The organism is Flavobacterium frigoris, from assembly GCF_900111075.1.
In the GTDB taxonomy this organism is placed as follows: Bacteria; Bacteroidota; Bacteroidia; order Flavobacteriales; family Flavobacteriaceae; genus Flavobacterium; species Flavobacterium frigoris.
In genome coordinates this window covers 62357-79349 of record NZ_FOFZ01000014.1, presented here as the reverse complement: position 1 = coordinate 79349, position 16993 = coordinate 62357, and the positions used below count along the sequence as shown (strand labels likewise).

The 16993-nt window shown below is 35.0% G+C and carries 13 protein-coding genes; 9 read left to right on the top strand and 4 right to left on the bottom strand.

From position 1 onward, the window contains the following. The 3 genes from BMW63_RS15020 to BMW63_RS15005 form a co-directional block, all read left to right on the top strand. A partial coding sequence (locus tag BMW63_RS15020; protein ID WP_074724290.1) for a beta strand repeat-containing protein occupies positions 1-1766 on the top strand: 1766 nt, incomplete at its 5' end. 53 nt (positions 1767-1819) lie between these two features. Beyond that, positions 1820-4300, top strand: a complete 2481-nt coding sequence (locus BMW63_RS15015) for a fibrinogen-like YCDxxxxGGGW domain-containing protein (RefSeq protein ID WP_074724289.1) — start codon at positions 1820-1822, stop codon at positions 4298-4300. 425 nt (positions 4301-4725) lie between these two features. After that, complete coding sequence (locus BMW63_RS15005) at positions 4726-6174, top strand: autotransporter outer membrane beta-barrel domain-containing protein (protein ID WP_074724287.1); 1449 nt, start codon at positions 4726-4728, stop codon at positions 6172-6174. Between the two features lie 211 nt (positions 6175-6385). On the opposite strand, the gene BMW63_RS15000 is transcribed toward BMW63_RS15005, so the two are convergent. From BMW63_RS15000 to BMW63_RS14990, 3 genes are all read right to left on the bottom strand, one after another. Then, positions 6386-7330, bottom strand: a complete 945-nt coding sequence (locus tag BMW63_RS15000; protein ID WP_074724286.1) for a tRNA dihydrouridine synthase — start codon at positions 7328-7330, stop codon at positions 6386-6388. Between the two features lie 147 nt (positions 7331-7477). Beyond that, the gene (locus tag BMW63_RS14995) at positions 7478-8263 is read right to left on the bottom strand and encodes an anti-sigma factor (protein WP_074724285.1); all 786 of its coding nucleotides are present in this window, start codon (positions 8261-8263) and stop codon (positions 7478-7480) included. Further along, a complete protein-coding gene (locus BMW63_RS14990) occupies positions 8263-8793 on the bottom strand; it encodes an RNA polymerase sigma factor (RefSeq protein WP_074724284.1) in 531 nt (176 codons plus the stop codon). The genes BMW63_RS14995 and BMW63_RS14990 overlap by 1 nt, the downstream gene beginning before the upstream one ends. Before the next feature lie 232 nt (positions 8794-9025). Between BMW63_RS14990 and BMW63_RS18580 the strand changes: the two genes are divergently transcribed. The 5 genes from BMW63_RS18580 (at position 9026) to BMW63_RS14965 (ending at position 14598) form a co-directional block, all read left to right on the top strand. Next, positions 9026-9676: a DUF4331 family protein gene (locus BMW63_RS18580; protein ID WP_074724283.1), complete on the top strand. Its 651-nt coding sequence runs from the start codon at positions 9026-9028 to the stop codon at positions 9674-9676. Positions 9677-9704: 28 nt separating this feature from the next. After that, positions 9705-10256, top strand: coding sequence for a DUF4331 family protein (locus BMW63_RS18575; RefSeq protein WP_074724293.1), 552 nt, complete (start codon positions 9705-9707; stop codon positions 10254-10256). 81 nt (positions 10257-10337) lie between these two features. Next, the gene (locus tag BMW63_RS14975) at positions 10338-11636 is read left to right on the top strand and encodes a tetratricopeptide repeat protein (RefSeq protein ID WP_074724282.1); all 1299 of its coding nucleotides are present in this window, start codon (positions 10338-10340) and stop codon (positions 11634-11636) included. Between the two features lie 7 nt (positions 11637-11643). Next, a complete protein-coding gene (locus tag BMW63_RS14970; RefSeq protein ID WP_074724281.1) occupies positions 11644-13857 on the top strand; it encodes a TonB-dependent receptor in 2214 nt (737 codons plus the stop codon). Positions 13858-14010: 153 nt separating this feature from the next. After that, a complete protein-coding gene (locus tag BMW63_RS14965; RefSeq protein ID WP_074724280.1) occupies positions 14011-14598 on the top strand; it encodes a glutathione peroxidase in 588 nt (195 codons plus the stop codon). 57 nt (positions 14599-14655) lie between these two features. Here the strand turns inward: BMW63_RS14965 and BMW63_RS14960 are convergent, their stop codons facing one another. Next, positions 14656-15153, bottom strand: a complete 498-nt coding sequence (locus tag BMW63_RS14960; protein ID WP_074724279.1) for a GNAT family N-acetyltransferase — start codon at positions 15151-15153, stop codon at positions 14656-14658. 144 nt (positions 15154-15297) lie between these two features. Here BMW63_RS14960 and menD point away from each other — a divergent pair, with 144 nt between their 5' ends. Then, positions 15298-16959 carry a 2-succinyl-5-enolpyruvyl-6-hydroxy-3-cyclohexene-1-carboxylic-acid synthase gene (gene menD / locus BMW63_RS14955; RefSeq protein ID WP_074724278.1) on the top strand — a complete coding sequence of 554 codons (1662 nt, stop codon included), beginning with the start codon at positions 15298-15300 and terminating at the stop codon, positions 16957-16959. Positions 16960-16993 lie beyond the last annotated feature (34 nt).

Genomic DNA, 16993 nt, shown 5'->3' with positions numbered 1-16993 from the left:
CGGCACTTGTAGGAACAAATATTACAGGTACAGCTGCTGGCCTTACTGCAGGAAACGTTACTACCAATGCTAACTTAACAGGAGAAGTAACATCGATAGGTAATGCAGCAACTGTTCCCAATGCCACTGTAATAGGTAAAGTATTAACTGGATATGCAAGTGGTGCAGGTGCGGTATCATCAACAGATAATATACTTCAGGCAATACAAAAATTGAATGGAAATAATTCAACGAATGCTAACTTAACAGGTCCAATAACAAGTATTGGGAATGCAACTGCTGTAGCTTCTCAAACAGGAACAGGTTCTACCTTTGTTATGAATGCTTCACCAACATTAGTAACACCCGTTTTAGGAGTTGCAACAGCAACAAGTATTAACGGAAGCACAATACCAACGTCAAAAACATTGGTGGTAACTACTGATAAGTTAAATGTGCTTTCATCAACTACATCAACAGAATTGGCTGGAGTGATTTCTGACGAAACAGGAACAGGAGGTTTTGTTTTATCGACTTCACCAACATTAGTGACACCATCTTTGGGAACACCCTCTGCACTTGTAGGAACAAATATTACAGGCACAGCTGCTGGCCTTACTGCAGGAAACGTTACTACCAATGCTAACTTAACAGGAGATGTTACAAGTTCTGGTAATGCAACTACTATTGGAGCTAGCAAAGTAACTAATACAATGCTTGCAGGAAGTATTGATTTGATCTCTAAAGTAACAGGAATACTACCTTTAGTTAATGGTGGTACAGGTTCATCAACTCAAAATTTTGTAGATTTAACAACTGATCAAACTATTGCAGGTTCAAAGACTTTTAATAATGATATTAGTGTGAAAGGGTTGGTAGTTGGTTTAGGATCTGCGGGTGTGGCTTCAAATGTCGGTATAGGAAGATCTACATTAGTTTCAAACACGGTAGGGATTAACAATGTAGGAATAGGCGAACAAGCAGGTCGTTCCATTACAGGTAGTAATAATGTTGCTATCGGATTTACCACTAATAGAAATACTACAGAAGGTAGTAGTAACATTGCTATAGGAGACGGTGCGAATTATCAAGGCACTTCAGGATCACATAATGTTTCGTTAGGGACAGGGGCATATAGAGAGGGTAATAGTGGTTCTTATAATATTGCACTGGGAAATGCATCGTTATATGATGAGGCTACAGGAAGTAATAATATAGCATTAGGAAGGGACTCAGGTCGCTATAATAATGGTGGTCAAGGAAATATTACTTTAGGTTATCAATCAGGGAATAGTATAATATCAGGGAGTTACAATGTTGTAATTGGTTATGATGCTGACGTAAGTGCGGACAATTTAATCAATGCTACTGCTTTAGGTAATGGAGCAATAGTAGATGCGACCAATACCATTCAATTAGGAAACACAGCTGTAACTAATGTAAAAACTAGCGGAACGCTAACCGCAGGTGCTGTAATCTACACTAAAACGGACGGAACAACCGGACAGGTATTAACGACTAATGGAGCTGGAGTTACTTCTTGGGGAACTCCAACAGCCTCAGTTCGTGAAGTAGCTGATGAATTTAGTGCTACAGCATCGCAAAGCAGTTTTACTTTAGCACAAACTAAATCTATAAATAGTAAAGTAAAAATGTATATCAATGGAGTTAGGATAAGTAATAGTGCATACAGCGTATCTGGAACTACTTTGACTTATACTCCAGCAAGTAATGGTGGATATGCGTTAGTGATGGGCGACAGAATTCAGTTTGACTATTTCTACTAATATTTTTTAGCAATAAAAACGAAAAAGACTAGATATTTAAAAATATTTAAAACATGATAAGAAAATCACTAAATATTGTATTAATAGTATTGTGTTTTGTAAGCAAGGGCTTTTCACAAGCCACTATTGTTGATGTATCTGGAACAAACAGTACGTTATCTATTAACAATAATGTTCAATCGACAATAGACCCTCAAGTTACTATAACTGCGGATGGTAATATTACATCCTTTACAGTTACGATTTCGGGTAGTTATACATCAGGAGATGTCTTGTCTTATACTGGGACTTTGCCTTCTGGAATTACTGCCGCTACTTTCAATACAAACACCAGAAGTTTGGTATTTACAGGAACGACCACTGCTTCAAATTGGCAAGCATTATTGAGAACTGTCACTATTCAAACTGTTTCTGCAACTTGTTACCAAGAACAAAGGCAAGTGAGCTTTGTTGCAGGAAATAAATATTACAATAATTTGAACGGTCACTTTTATGAAAATATTTCTGGAGCTATAAATTGGCCAAACGCATTAGCAGCTGCGGCAACCAAGTCCTATTTTGGTCGTCAAGGATATTTAGTAACAATGACATCTTTGGCTGAAACTAATTTCATTTGGAAAATCATACAAGTAGATTCTTGGATGGGGGCCTCTGATAATGATGTTTACATTAACGCGGCTACTGGCACAACAAAATATGCTGATGCTGCAAACGCAGAAGGGAAATGGCATTGGGTTTCTGGTCCAGAAAAAGGAACCTTGTTTTCTATAGGAAATGGGTCACCAGTAACCCAAACGGACCAATTTTCATATTGGAACAATGGTGAGCCCAATGATTCTGCTGGAGAAGATGCGGGACAATTCTATGCAGGAAATGGAGGTCATTGGAATGATTTAAATTTTAGTACAAATCTTGCATCCTATATAGTTGAATACGGTGGTATGTCAACGGATAATGTAGGATCTAATGTTTTTTTTACGCGAGATTTGTTACTAACGGGAGCGCCATCAGGAAGTATTACGGGCGGGAACACTACAGTTTGCCCTACAAACAGTACGACATTAAACTTGGTCGGATTAGTTAGCGGAGGTACCGTGGTAAAATGGCAATATTCGTATGATGACTTTTTAACTGATGGTACTGATATAGCTAACACAACAACTACAAACACTGTAACTAATATTACTCAAAACACGTATTATAGAGCTGTAGTAAATACGCCAAGTTGTGCTAATTTAACAACCTCATCTACAAGAATCTATGTGGATAATGTTGTTGCTGGGAATATTGTTGCTGATAACAACACTATTTGTGTTAATGCTAATGTTAACTTTACCTTGAATGGTAACAGTGGTAATGTTACTAAATGGCAAGTATCAACTAGTAGTACTTTTGCATCTGCCGTTACAGATATTGCTAATACTACAACGGCTTTGTCGTATCAAATTACCACAGCAGGTACGTATTATTTCAGAGCAGTGATAGCAAGTTGTTCTAGTACAGTTTATACTGCTGCTTATACTATTTCATGTATAGCAGGTACAGCTCCGATGGGAGGTACAGTTTCAGATCAAAGTTTTCTTGGTGGCTCTAATTCAGGAACATTAACATTGAGTGGTTATACAGGCACAATTAGTAAATGGCAATATTCTACTGACGGTGGAATAGTTTGGACAGATATTAGTAATACTGCTACTACTTATGCTTTTTCTGGCATAACATCGACCAGAAGGTATAGAGCGCTTTTAACGAGTGGGACTTGTGGTTCTGCTTGGAGTAAAATAGGACAAGTATCGGTTATTAATGCCACAGTTTTAACTAGTAACGGTAGGTTTGAGCTCAATTTACCAAATTATATAGATCTTAATGGCGCCACAGGAGCGGACACATCTTTAGATAAATTTGGTCGAGTAATAAGTATAAAACCGAGAAGTGGTCTTACATTTGCTTCTGCAGCTTTAAGCGCTTCTGCAATAAAACAAGCATATCCCGCTTCTACCGATGGTATTTATTGGATTTCTATCCCTAACATAAATAGCGGTACTCCTTTTCAGATTTATGCAGATATGAGTACCGATGGTGGTGGATGGATGCTGTTAAATGTCGGGGCAGGGTATACTGCAGCACCATTAGCCAGCAGCGTTACCTCTCCAAATGTTTTGGGTTATTTACCGCGAGCGACCGTAATTGAATTAGCTAACGTATCTACAGATGTTCAATTACGCGCAGGGAATTCTTCTACCTCTTATGCAAACAAAGTAACTTCGACGTCTCCATTAGCAATAGGGGCATTAAAGAGTTCTGCAAACGACGTGAATGGGGAAGCAACCTGGGCAAATGGAGCCTCGTCTACCTTTGTTGTAAATTCGGGTACTTGGCAATGGGCGTATTGCTGTCCTGGCGCTGCTGCAGGATGGCCAAAAATGTATCATTCAAGTAATTATACTAATGGTGTACACTGGTTTGCAGATCTCGGTGGTGGCAGAAAACATTCCGACCCAAGAGATGCGTGGTTTTCAACATGGATACGATAAAATATAATAAAGTTCATTTTAATAATTGGATATTTAGCATCTGTTAAGACAAGTAATAAATTTATCTTATTTGGATAAAAAAGGTTTTGAGACACGACGATTACATTTAATAAAATTATACTTTATGAATTGCATTTTATTTCAAATGAACGTTGTATTAAACAAAATTTCTAGAAGATTAATTAGTTGCGGCTATCTTATCTTATTATTTGGTTTTACCACAAATGCTCAAACACCGTCAGGGTTTACTCGTATTGCCTATGAAGGACTTGATTATAGTATTGGATATAATTCTTCTCACGAAATTTGATTTTTAATGTGGATTCATTAAGACAAAAAAATGATCCAACTTTTGTTAAGTATATTATTAACAAAAGTAATGATGTAATTAACGACTTGAAAAATATAGATATAAAATTTAAAACATGAAAAAAATAATTCTAATAATAAGCTTATTTTTTAGATTATTGAGTGTAGCTCAAAGTACATATACAGTGACAAGTTTAATTGACGATAACAGTGTAGGGACCTTAAGAACAGCTATTAATACAGCAAATTCTAATTCTACTATCAATGAAATAGTTTTTTCTGCCGGATTAATAGGTAAAATAACATTAACTAGTAATTTACCTAATATAAAAAGTAGTTATACTATCACAGGACCAGGAACTAGCATTATAAGCATTTCAGGAAATAGTATTTATAAAATGTTTACGTTAGATCCGAGTGTAGTTTTGACCATTACAAGCTTAACTTTGACTGAAAATTCAAAAGGAACATCAACAAATCCTGGAACTATTTTTTATGCTTTTGAGAGCTCTGTTTTAGCATCAGACATTAGTATCACGGGAAATACTCAGGGTTATGCCTTCTATGCAGGAAGTGACAATTCATTGATCAGTTTTACTAATTCGACGTTTACCAATAATAGTGGTAATAGGTTTATTACGAGTGATTTTGGTTCGACACCTGATACGACATCTGACAACGATGCAGATTATACTAATAAAATTATCGTTACAGGCTGTACCTTTTCTAATAACAGTGGTATGATTTTTTTCGTAGAAAGATATGTAAAGTTAGATAATTGTATTTTTGATAATAATTCAGGACTGATAGGTAATTTTAGGGGAGTCAATAGATTTCAAGTTTTAAACTCAACATTTACAAATAATACCGGGGCTACTCTTTTTTCATTCTCGTCTTGGATTTCTAGTGAAGGTTGGGGACTGACAACTTTAGGTACTAATCATCATTTATTTGATGGCAATCTATTTACTGATAACTCTGGTATTGTTATCAATACTGGTAGTGTCAATGATCAAAGTAAAACAACTATAATAAATAATGTTTTTTCTAATAATGGAACTGAATATACTGGGTCTCCAATTGTAAATACCAATAATACGTTAGGAAATTTTTTCGACTCTGTTTTATTTAATTCATCAGATGCTAAAATAACAGTTACTATGAACAGAGCTGTTTTTAATACTAATACCGGAAGTGGGGAACTGCAAGCCTCAGATTTTAGATTTTCATTTAGGGGTAGTTATGCAACTTTACAATCTATAACTCCTACGAGTATTTCATCCAAGGACAATATTTATACTTTAGGATTAGATCTATCTGGCGATATTTATGGAACGGAAACCATAAGCCTTTATCCTATAACAAATTCAATATACGACATAAATAGTAACATTGCAGGGGCGGTCCAAAAAAATAATACTACCCTTTTGAATTTTAATATTAGTATTCTTTCTTCCGCTGGGGAATTTGGAGTAAATAACACCAATTCTTATGTAAATAAAAATGGTAAAATAGGAAGTGGAAGTGGTCTTACCAAATATGGAAAAATAATTACAGTACCCTAATTAGCAGCAATAATAACTTGGAAAGATTCAAATACGTGTGTAAATTGAAATTGGATGCCTTTCTTTAAAAGAATCTTTTAAAGAACAATCTGTTGAGTCGTTGATAGGCATCCACTATTTTAACACTGATTTTTCATGACAAGCCATGTGGATGTTTAGTCCTTAATGAAACGTCTTTCTAAGTACAGTAAAGCCTATGTTTTTAAAATGCTTACCCCGCCTTTATAACTTCTTTCACCGTTTGCTCGTAGTTGCGAATACTTTTTGATTTTCTTATATTTTTAGCCACTTTGTTAGGGTTCGAGAAAATAACAGAGAAGTACTCCCATAAATGGTGCATTTTCAATAAGATGTGCGTGGAACCAGATAAGGATTCGCTATATCCTGCGTATAAGGTGTCATGAAATTCACTAAACAATTCCATTTTATTTTTTGGGTATTCCAAGCTGTTGCTTTTTATCATACTTGGCAAAAAAGGATCAGCAATTAAGCCTCTGCCTATCATCCAATGGTCGATGGTAGGGAAACGAGCTTGCATTTCGTGGAACTTCGCTACCGAAGTAATATCCCCGTTGTAATATAATTTAAGTTTGGTGTTATCGACACAGGCTTGAAAAGCATCTAAGTGGACACCACCTTTGTACAATTGTTTTCCAATGCGGGCATGAATCGCTACATTCTTAATGGGGTATTTTTCTAAAATAGGAAAGACATCAAGAATTTCTTCGGTAGTATCATATCCCAAACGCATTTTCATCGAGACAATAATATCCGATTCGTTATGAACTTTATGTAGAATTTGGTTGATTTTTTCAGTGTTGCTTATCAATCCTGATCCCATTCCGCATTTGGTTACCATCGGGTAGGGGCATCCTAAATTCCAGTTTAATTCTTTATATCCTAATTCCTGTACATACTTCGATACAAACAAAAACTCATCGGCATCATTCGTTATAATTTGCGGAATAACTTCTAGTTCGGAGTTGTTCTCTGGTAATAAATCACGCTGATAGGAGGATTTAATTACCATTTTTCCGTTTAAGCGAATGTATGGTGCATAAAAAGTATCTATTCCGCCAAAAATTTTGTTTTGCGCATTTCTAAAACGGAAATCTGTAAATCCTTGTAAAGGAGAGGAAAGTAAGGTGTAGTTCATGTACTGTTTAAAAAATGCAAATATAAGGTACTTTATATTGTTATGGTTTCCATTTATCAGATATGTTAACCAAAGCAGATTTAAGTAAAAAAACCAGACTCTCGTTTTGAAAGTCTGGTTTTAAAGGGAATGCTATTGTATAAATCACTATACCTTTCCTAAGGTATATAATTGCTCCATTGTAGGGCTTAAACTTCCGCCTGCAGGTTCCAATGTGATTCCGAAGGCTTCTGCATCGGCAGTGTTGTTAACAGCAAAAATGCGTTGGTTGTTTTCATCAAACTTGTCTAATAATCCAATGCTTGTTGGGGTCAAAGGATTCAGTTTTAGAGCCCAAACCTGATATACCATTCCTTTTGGAGGTTCTGGTAAGCCTGCTGCATCAACATAAACTACTTGAGTTTCTTTGTTCCAATACACTTTTGCAGAGGATTCTGGCGCTACAGCCTGTCCACCTAAACTTACAACGGTATTCTTTGTATCTCTTACAACCGCAAGACCGATTTCATTTTGCTTGTTTTTAAGTTCTAATTGATTTAGTTCTTTTTCAACTTTTGCTTTTTCAATTTCAGTACTTACAACTTGATTGCTGGTCTGTTCCAATTGATTGTATTGGAATCCAATACCAACCAATAAAAGAACGGCAGCTGCCCATCCAATATATTGTGCCCAGTTTCTTGATGTTTCCATTTCTATTACTGGCGTGTGTTTTAGCTCTAATTTGGCTTTGATCTTCTCATAGTTAGCCACCGAATGAAAGGGTGAAAAACTAGAGGACAGGGCCACAATTGCTTTCTCAATGGCAATAATTTCCTCCTTAATTTCAGGATGCTTATTAGCCATGGTAGTAACTTCTTCATTTTCGGTGTCGCTTAGCAAACCATAAACGTAGAGTTCTAATATTCCGGAGTCGATATATTCTTTTGTTTCCATTATACTTTCAAATAGTTTCTTAAATCATTAATACAATTTCGATTGTGTGTTTTTACGGTTCCTAAAGGGATTTCCAACTCTTCCGAAGCTTCTTGTTGAGTGTATCCTTTAAAGAACAATAAATCTATTATTTGTATACATTTTGGTTTGAGTCGTTTGACAAACTCTTGTATTCCAATTGTATCCACTTTGTCGACCAGTTTGTTACTGTCGTCTAATAGATTTACGAAATTATCTGAGGAAAGGTTTTTTTGACTGTTGTTAAAATTTTTGGATCGCAGTTTATCTATAGAGGTATTTCTTGCTATATTAAGGATCCATGTATAGAATCGTCCTTTACTTTCATTATAGGAATCAATATTTTTCCAAATCTTAACGAATACTTCCTGAAGTACATCCTCGGCTTCTTCTCGATTTCGTACAAGAACATTAATAACTGAAAATAAACTTTTAGAATACATATCATAGAGATGTGTAAAAGCTCTTTCGTCTTTCTTATATACTAATACTAATAACTCTTCCTGGGTCATATACTTTAGGTTTTACTCTTACAAACTTATACAAACTTATTTACAAATGAATAAATTATATTGATTGGATCTACAATTAATATAGTGGTTTAAAATACTTGTGTTTTTATTTTTATTTTAAATTATTGAAAATCAATCATTTAATAAATATATTAACTTTTTTTTAATTTTTTTAAAACCAAAAAGAAAACAATCGCGTAAATGCTTTTATAACCTTTTAAATTATAACAAAATGAAAAAAACAAAAATGGTATTAGGTCTTTCGCTAATTGCGATTTCAGGCTTAATCTTAGTAGCAGCGGATCACGTAGATGCTCCATCAGTAACAGGTAATGCGGCAGACATTACAGACATGTACACTTTTCAAGGACAAGAAACTAATAATTTAGTTTTCGCCGTTAACACTCAAGGGTTGTTAAGTCCTAATGCAACGGCGGCGGCAGCATTCAATGAAAATGTGATGATTGAAATTAACATCGACAATACAGGTGATAATGTGGAAGACTTGGTTATCCAAGCAATTAAAAAAGGAGATAAGATGTACTTCTTCGGACCGTATGCTCCTTCAGCAACTGGAACATCAAGCACAATTAAAACTAGTGCCGCTTCAGGAAGTGTTGCCATTTCCAAATATGGTGCAGCAGCGGTAACGTCTACTGAAAACGGAATGAAATTTTTCGCTGGACCTAGAGACGATCCATTCTTTTTTGACTTAGGTCAATTTCAAGCAATCCTTGGAGGAACTGCTACAGGATTCAACAATCCAGGTGTAGATACTTTTGCTGGTTCAAATGTACTATCAGTTGTAGTTGAAGTTCCAAAAGCAATGTTGGGTACAGCAGCATCTTTAAATGTATGGGCAGAAACTAAGAAAAAACAATAATAAATTTTATTCTAAAAAATTCAAAATTATGAAGACAAATAAATTCAAAATCATAACTCTAGCACTTGTATGTGCAGTAGCTACAGTAAGCTGTAACGATGATGACAATAACGGAGATGCAATGGCAAGTACTGACTTCTCAGGAACTTTTGTACAACAAGATCAAATGGCTAGACCAGCGATAAACACAGTTTTTATTGCTTCGGGACAACCTAAAGACGACTTTAATGCGGCTATACCGTCAGCAATGGGAGCAAAATACCAGCCAATTTTTGAATCTAGATTAATGGCTTTAAATCCTGGATATACTACTAATGCTTTAGGTTTGACTGCAGCTCAATTTACAGGAGTGTTAGCAACTGATGTTTTAAACGTGAAAACTTCTGGAAAAACAACTTTTTTCGATGGTACTAATGTATTAACAGGTAGAGCTTTGGCTGATGATGTAATTGATGTTGAGCTAATCTTAATCTTTGGTGGGCCAACAGGTGGTTCTAATACTGGTCTTACTTCAGATCACGTTGATGCAAATGATAAAGCGTTTACCACTTCTTTTCCTTACTTGGCAGCAGCCTGGTAATAAATTTTCAAAAAAAACAGAGCTCTTGCAGAATTAGTGAGCTCTGTTTTTTTTTCTAACAATAAACAAAACACATAGATTATGAAACCTTATAAACTTATCCCCGTCCTGGTTTTTACAATCCTTTTTATTTTCGCTTGCGATACTAAAAAACAAAACCAAATTACAGCTGCTACAGATTACGATAAATACTTGCATGTTGATGGTAATGAATCATTGGACTTTGCAAATAACGAAATTGATTTTTGGCAAAAAAAATACGATGCAGCTCCTAATCAAAAAAGTTACTTAGGTATAATTGCTTCTAAGTATGCCACTCTTTTTGAATATACGGGCGACATCAAAAAATTATATAAAACAGAAGATTTGCTTGTCCAATCGAATGAAGCTAATAAGTATTCCAAAGTATCGACAATTCGTTCACTAGGAAGAAACTATATTGCACAACATCGATTCAAGGAAGCTTTAGTTTTAGCTAATAAAGCTTTGGCTATTGGCGAAGGGCGAAAAGAAACTCAAAAATTGCTGTTTGATGTCCAAATGGAATTAGGGAATTTTGCTGAGGCAGAAAGTAATTTGAATGCAATAAAAGACATGAATGATTATGATTATCTAATTCGTTTAGCAAAATGGAATGATCATAAAGGTGATTTGAAAACGGCGATTACATTTATGGAGAAAGCCAGAGATATTGCCGAGAAGGAAGATAACAAAACACTTAAAATATGGTCTTATTCTAATCTAGGTGATTTTTATGGTCACGCTGGGAGAATTCAGGATTCGTATGACAGTTACTTAAAAACATTAGCAATAGATCCCAATTATTCCTATGCATTAAAAGGAATTGCTTGGATAGTATTTTCTCATGAAAGAAATACTAAAGAGGCAAAAAGAATTGTGGAAGCTATTGAAATTACACACAACACTCCAGATTTTTATTTATTGAAGTCTCAAATTGCCCAATTTGAAGGGGATGCTGCTGCAGCCTTAGAAAATAGAAATGCTTATTTCGCTATGCTTGAAAAGAATAATTACGGAGCGATGTATAATAAATATAACACTTTGATTTATGCTGATGTAAAAGAAACAGCGTCAAAAGCATTGGAAATTGCAAAAATTGAGGTGGATCACAGACCTACACCAGATTCTTATGATTTATTAGCTTGGTCTTATTTGAATGTAGGACAAAAGGATAAAGCATTAGCAATTGCAAAGAAATATGTAGTAGGGAAATCATTTGAACCCAAAGTTCAGTACCACTTGGCAATGATTTACAAGTCCAATAACGAGAACCAAAAAGTAGTACCGATAAAGGAAGAGTTGCTTTCTAGCATGTATGAATTAGGTCCTAATTTAGAGAAAAAGGTTAATCAATTATAATCCCACCATGAGATATTTTTTTACAATAGTACTTGCCTTTATTGGTTTGGTATCGCACAGTCAAATCCAAAAAGGAATTGTTGTAGACGAATTTGGGAATGCAATTGAGAACGCCTATATCGTTAATATAAATTCGGAGGCACATGCGCATACGAATGAGTTAGGTATGTTCAGCATTGATAAATCAGTAGTAGGAAATATTTTGAAAGTTACTGCTTTGGGACATAAAAAAGCAAACTATACAATTGTCGGCTCAGAAAACAGAATTCTATTAGAAGACGATATCTTTAGATTAGAGGAGATTGTGATCCAACAACAGCTTTCGGCGCTGAATGTCATTTCAAAAATTGATTTGCAAACGACTCCGGTAAATTCTTCTCAGGAAATTTTACGAAAAGTTCCAGGACTTTTTATTGGGCAACATGCTGGAGGAGGTAAAGCAGAGCAAATATTCCTTAGGGGATTTGATATAGATCACGGAACTGATATTGCTATTTCTGTAGATGGAATGCCTGTAAATATGGTATCGCATGCACATGGTCAAGGCTATGCCGATTTACATTTTGTTATTCCGGAAACCGTTGAAAAAATAGATTTTGGAAAAGGGGCGTATTATGCCAGTAAAGGGGATTTTGCAACGGCAGGATACGTCACCTTCCAAACTAAAGAAAAGTTAGACAAGAGTAGCATAACTGTAGAAGCGGGTCAATTTAATACGTTAAGAACGGTAGGAATGTTTAATCTTTTGGGAAACCAGAAAAAACAAAGCGCCTACATTGCAACAGAATATATCTTGACAGACGGTCCATTTGAGTCGCCTCAAAATTTTAATAGAGTCAATTTGTTAGGGAAATATTCGGCGGTATTGGATGACAATAGTAAGTTCTCAGTATCTGCTTCTCGTTTTTCCAGTACTTGGGATGCGTCAGGACAAATACCACAACGGTTAGTAGATAATGGAACTATTTCTAGATTTGGATCAGTTGATGATACCGAGGGAGGGACTACGTCCAGAACAAATATTAATGCGTCGTTGAGCAAACCTATAGATGAAAACACGTTCTTAAAAGCCAATGCTTTTTATTCGAAATATGATTTTGAACTGTATTCTAATTTTACTTTTTTCTTAGATGACCCTATAAATGGAGATCAAATCAAGCAAAAGGAAAACCGATCTATTTACGGGATGAATGTCGAATTAAATAAAAAAGTACAAAGTAATGATTGGGATGCTTCATTTCAATTAGGCTTAGGTTTTCGTGCAGATGCTACTATTGATACTGAACTATCACACACCTTGAACAGAAGTATTACACTAGAAAATATTAAATTAGGAGATATTGATGAGACAAATGCGTTTACGTACTTAAATTCAGAATTTAAATTCGGGAAACTGACCATCAATCCAGCGGTACGATTAGACTATTTTAAGTTCAATTACAGAGATAAGTTAGCAACGATATATAAAACACAGACCGAAAGTGAAGTAAAAGTATCACCAAAACTTAATTTTATATATTCCCAAAATAACAATTTGCAATTTTTTGTAAAGTCGGGAATAGGGTTTCATTCGAATGATACTCGTGTTGTGGTTCAAAATAATGGAAAACAAGTTTTACCTACCGCGATAGGAACTGATGTAGGAACAATTTGGAAACCTTTCCCAAGGTTAATTGTTAACTCAGCATTATGGTATTTATACCTTCAACAAGAGTTTGTCTATGTGGGTGATGCAGGGATTATTGAGCCTAGCGGAAAAACAAGAAGAATGGGAGCAGATTTGGGATTGCGTTATCAATTGAATGATTGGTTGTATTTTGATGCCGATGCTAATTATACATATGCTAGAAGTATTGATGAGTCTAATGGGCAAAACTACATTCCACTTGCGCCAGATTTTACTTCTACTGGTGGTTTAAGTTTTCAGAAATGGAATGGACTTTCAGGAGGATTGAGATACCGTTATTTAAAAAGTCGTCCTGCAAATGAAGATAATTCAATTGTCGCTAAAGGATATGCAATAGCTGATTTTAATATTAATTATGAATATAAAAGTGTCACTTTTGGAGTTTCGGTAGAGAATTTATTGAATACAAAATGGAATGAAACGCAATTTGCTACTGAATCAAGATTAAAAGACGAGTCTAACAGTGTTGAAGAAATTCATTTTACACCTGGAACGCCGTTTTTTATGAAAGCAAGAATAACGTATAAGTTTTAATATAGAATATGGAGTTTGTTTGTTTTGTTAGAAAAGCCTGGCGTTAATCCTGTATTAATATCAGGCTTTTTTTAACGTTTGTTCAATGAAAAATAGAGTTTAGAATAGACAAAAGTAATTTTGAATTTGTTTAATTTTATAAAAAATTTAATTATGAAAAAACTATTGATGCTAACGTGTAGTGCATTATTTCTTTATAGTTGTCAAAATCAGGCACAAAGTAAAAAATCAAATAAAAGTAAAAGTGAAGTCGCTATGGAAAAACAAAATATTTATCAGTTTAAGGTCGAAGATTTATCAGGAAATGTATTTGATTTCTCCACTTTGAAAGGAAAAAAAGTAATGATTGTGAATACTGCTTCCAAATGTGGATTGACTCCCCAGTATAAAGACCTCGAAGCAATCTACAAACAATATCAAGATAAGAACTTTGTGATCATTGGATTCCCTGCTAATAATTTTGCGTCACAAGAACCGGGTACTAATGAGGAGATTGCTTCTTTTTGCCAACTTAATTACGGTGTGACTTTCCCTATGATGGATAAAGTATCTGTAAAAGGAGATGATATGTGTGCAGTATACCAATTCTTGACACAAAAATCTAAAAATGGGTTAGAAGATTCGGAGGTAGCATGGAATTTTCAAAAATACCTGATCAATGAAAATGGGGAATTAGAAAAAGTGATTGCGCCTCAAACATTACCTACTGATGCGTCTATAATCGACTGGATAAAAGCATAGTTTTTTAAAATTTACAGCATAAAAAAAGCGATTTTCATTGGTGAAAATCGCTTTTTTTTATTCTAAAATTAACTGCATGAAGACAGAATGCAACCAGCGGTCAAATTTAAAACCAGATTCTTTGATCATTCCCGCCGTTGTGAATCCAAATTTTTCATGAAAGACTACACTACTTTGATTTTCAGCATCAATAACGGCGACCATCGTGTGTAGGCCTTGTTTTTTAGCTAAAATAATTAATTCTTGTAGCAGTATTTTTCCAATTCCTTTGCCATGAAAATCATTGTTTACATAAACGGAATGTTCTACAGTATATTTATAAGCTTCTCTGAACCGGAATTCACTGTACATTCCAAAACCGGTAACAGCTCCATCTAATTCAGCTACAATTACTGGGAATCCTTTGTTTATTTTATCGTCTAAGATTGTCTTTTGCTGTTCATAGCTACGCACATTATAATCATATAAGGCCGTTGAATTTAAGATGTTATAGTTGATAATATCTAATATTGCTTGGGTATCTTCAGCTTGGTAAGGTCTAATTTTGATTTCCATTTTGATCGGTAAATTTTGTTGTCAAATTTAATAAAAATCAGTTAAAATGGGGCGAAAAGAGGGAGCAAGTTTGTAACTTTGCTTGGCTTGAGGTTTTGAACAACTTTACAAACTTCGAAACCTTAAACTTTAAACTAAAATTTAATGATTTACCCCAAAATACCTTTAGCGCAAAGCATAATTGAAATTTGTTTAGCCAAAGGAATTACCACCATAATAATTTCGCCAGGATCGCGAAATGCCCCTTTAACGATTGGTTTTGTAAGCAATCCCGCTTTTAGTTGTTACAGTATTGCTGATGAACGATCTGCTGCTTTTTTTGCTTTAGGAATCGCACAACAGACAAAGCAGCCTGCAGCATTAGTATGCACATCTGGTTCTGCATTATTAAACTACTATCCTGCCATTGCTGAAGCTTTCTACAGTCAGATTCCATTGATTGTAATTTCCGCTGACCGACCGCATAGTAAAATTGATATTGGCGACGGACAAACGATTAGGCAAGAAAATGTATTTGCGAATCATTCTTTGTATAATGCCAATTTGGATGAGGTGGTATGCTTTGAAAATGACATTAAAATAAATGAAGCAATCAATATTTCAATTGCTCAAAAAGGACCCGTACATATCAATGCCCCTTTTGAAGAACCGTTGTATGAAACGGTTTCTGAACTTTCCGTAAGTGTTAGCGTTACTGCTTACGCAAAAGATACGCAGTCTCTTTCACAAAAAGAGGCAGGGAAGTATGCGACGATTTGGAACAAGTCCACAAAAAAATTGGTATTAGTGGGCGTGAATGAACCGGGAGTAATCAGTGATAGTACAATTGAAATTTTAGCTGCTGATCAATCGGTGGTGGTTTTGACTGAAACAACGTCAAACGTACATCATCCCACCTTTATAAATACCATAGATACTTTAATTACTCCTTTTACCAATGAAGAGTTTGAGGATTTTCGTCCTGAAATATTAATCACTTTTGGAGGAATGATCGTTTCGAAACGAATTAAAGCTTTTTTAAGAAAATACAAACCAAAACACCATTGGCATATTGATTCACTGCGGGCATACGATACATTCAATGCATTGACCAAACATTTTGAAGTAGAACCAAATGTATTCTTCGATGCTTTTTTACCGCTGACAAAATCAATTGAGAGCGATTATTTTAAGAAATTGGATGCCGTGAATAAATTGCGAGAGCTAAAAAGCAAGATCTATTTAGATAAAATTCTATTCTCAGATTTTAAATTTTTTGAAAAAGTAATTCCGAGTTTGCCAAAAAATTCGCAGTTGCAAATTAGCAACAGCTCGGCCATCCGTTATGCACAGCTGATTTCTATTGATCCTTCCATAGAAGTCTATTGCAATCGAGGAACTAGTGGTATTGATGGGAGTACTTCTACAGCAATTGGTGCGGCTGTAGCCAATGGAAAACAGACGGTGTTTATTACGGGTGATATTGGATTTTTATACGATAGCAATGCGTTATGGAACAATTACATTCCCAAAAATTTTAAAATAATTTTGATAAACAACGGAGGTGGAGGAATTTTCAGGATCTTACCAGGTCATAAAGAAACTCCTGTTTTTAATACTTTCTTTGAAACTTCCCATTGTTTAACAGCAAAACATTTAGCTACGATGTACGGATTTGAATATACTATTGCCAGTGATGAACTGAGTTTAGAAAAAGGTTTAGCGACTTTGTACGGTCAAAATGAAAAGCCGGGGCTACTGGAAGTTTTTACCCCAACGCTGGAAAATGATGCTATTTTGCTCCAGTTTTTTAAAGAGTTGATCTAATTTCATAAAAAAAGTCAATAAATGACTTTATAAA

Coding starts and splice junctions, on each gene's coding strand:
- BMW63_RS15015 (WP_074724289.1), top strand. CDS start 1,820: ATGATAAGAAAATCACTAAATATTGTATTAATAGTATTGTGTTTTGTA.
- BMW63_RS14960 (WP_074724279.1), bottom strand. CDS start 15,153: ATGGAAATCAAAATTAGACCTTACCAAGCTGAAGATACCCAAGCAATA.
- BMW63_RS14965 (WP_074724280.1), top strand. CDS start 14,011: ATGAAAAAACTATTGATGCTAACGTGTAGTGCATTATTTCTTTATAGT.
- BMW63_RS14990 (WP_074724284.1), bottom strand. CDS start 8,793: ATGACCCAGGAAGAGTTATTAGTATTAGTATATAAGAAAGACGAAAGA.
- BMW63_RS15000 (WP_074724286.1), bottom strand. CDS start 7,330: ATGAACTACACCTTACTTTCCTCTCCTTTACAAGGATTTACAGATTTC.
- BMW63_RS14975 (WP_074724282.1), top strand. CDS start 10,338: ATGAAACCTTATAAACTTATCCCCGTCCTGGTTTTTACAATCCTTTTT.
- BMW63_RS15005 (WP_074724287.1), top strand. CDS start 4,726: ATGAAAAAAATAATTCTAATAATAAGCTTATTTTTTAGATTATTGAGT.
- BMW63_RS18575 (WP_074724293.1), top strand. CDS start 9,705: ATGAAGACAAATAAATTCAAAATCATAACTCTAGCACTTGTATGTGCA.
- menD (WP_074724278.1), top strand. CDS start 15,298: ATGATTTACCCCAAAATACCTTTAGCGCAAAGCATAATTGAAATTTGT.
- BMW63_RS14970 (WP_074724281.1), top strand. CDS start 11,644: ATGAGATATTTTTTTACAATAGTACTTGCCTTTATTGGTTTGGTATCG.
- BMW63_RS14995 (WP_074724285.1), bottom strand. CDS start 8,263: ATGGAAACAAAAGAATATATCGACTCCGGAATATTAGAACTCTACGTT.
- BMW63_RS18580 (WP_074724283.1), top strand. CDS start 9,026: ATGAAAAAAACAAAAATGGTATTAGGTCTTTCGCTAATTGCGATTTCA.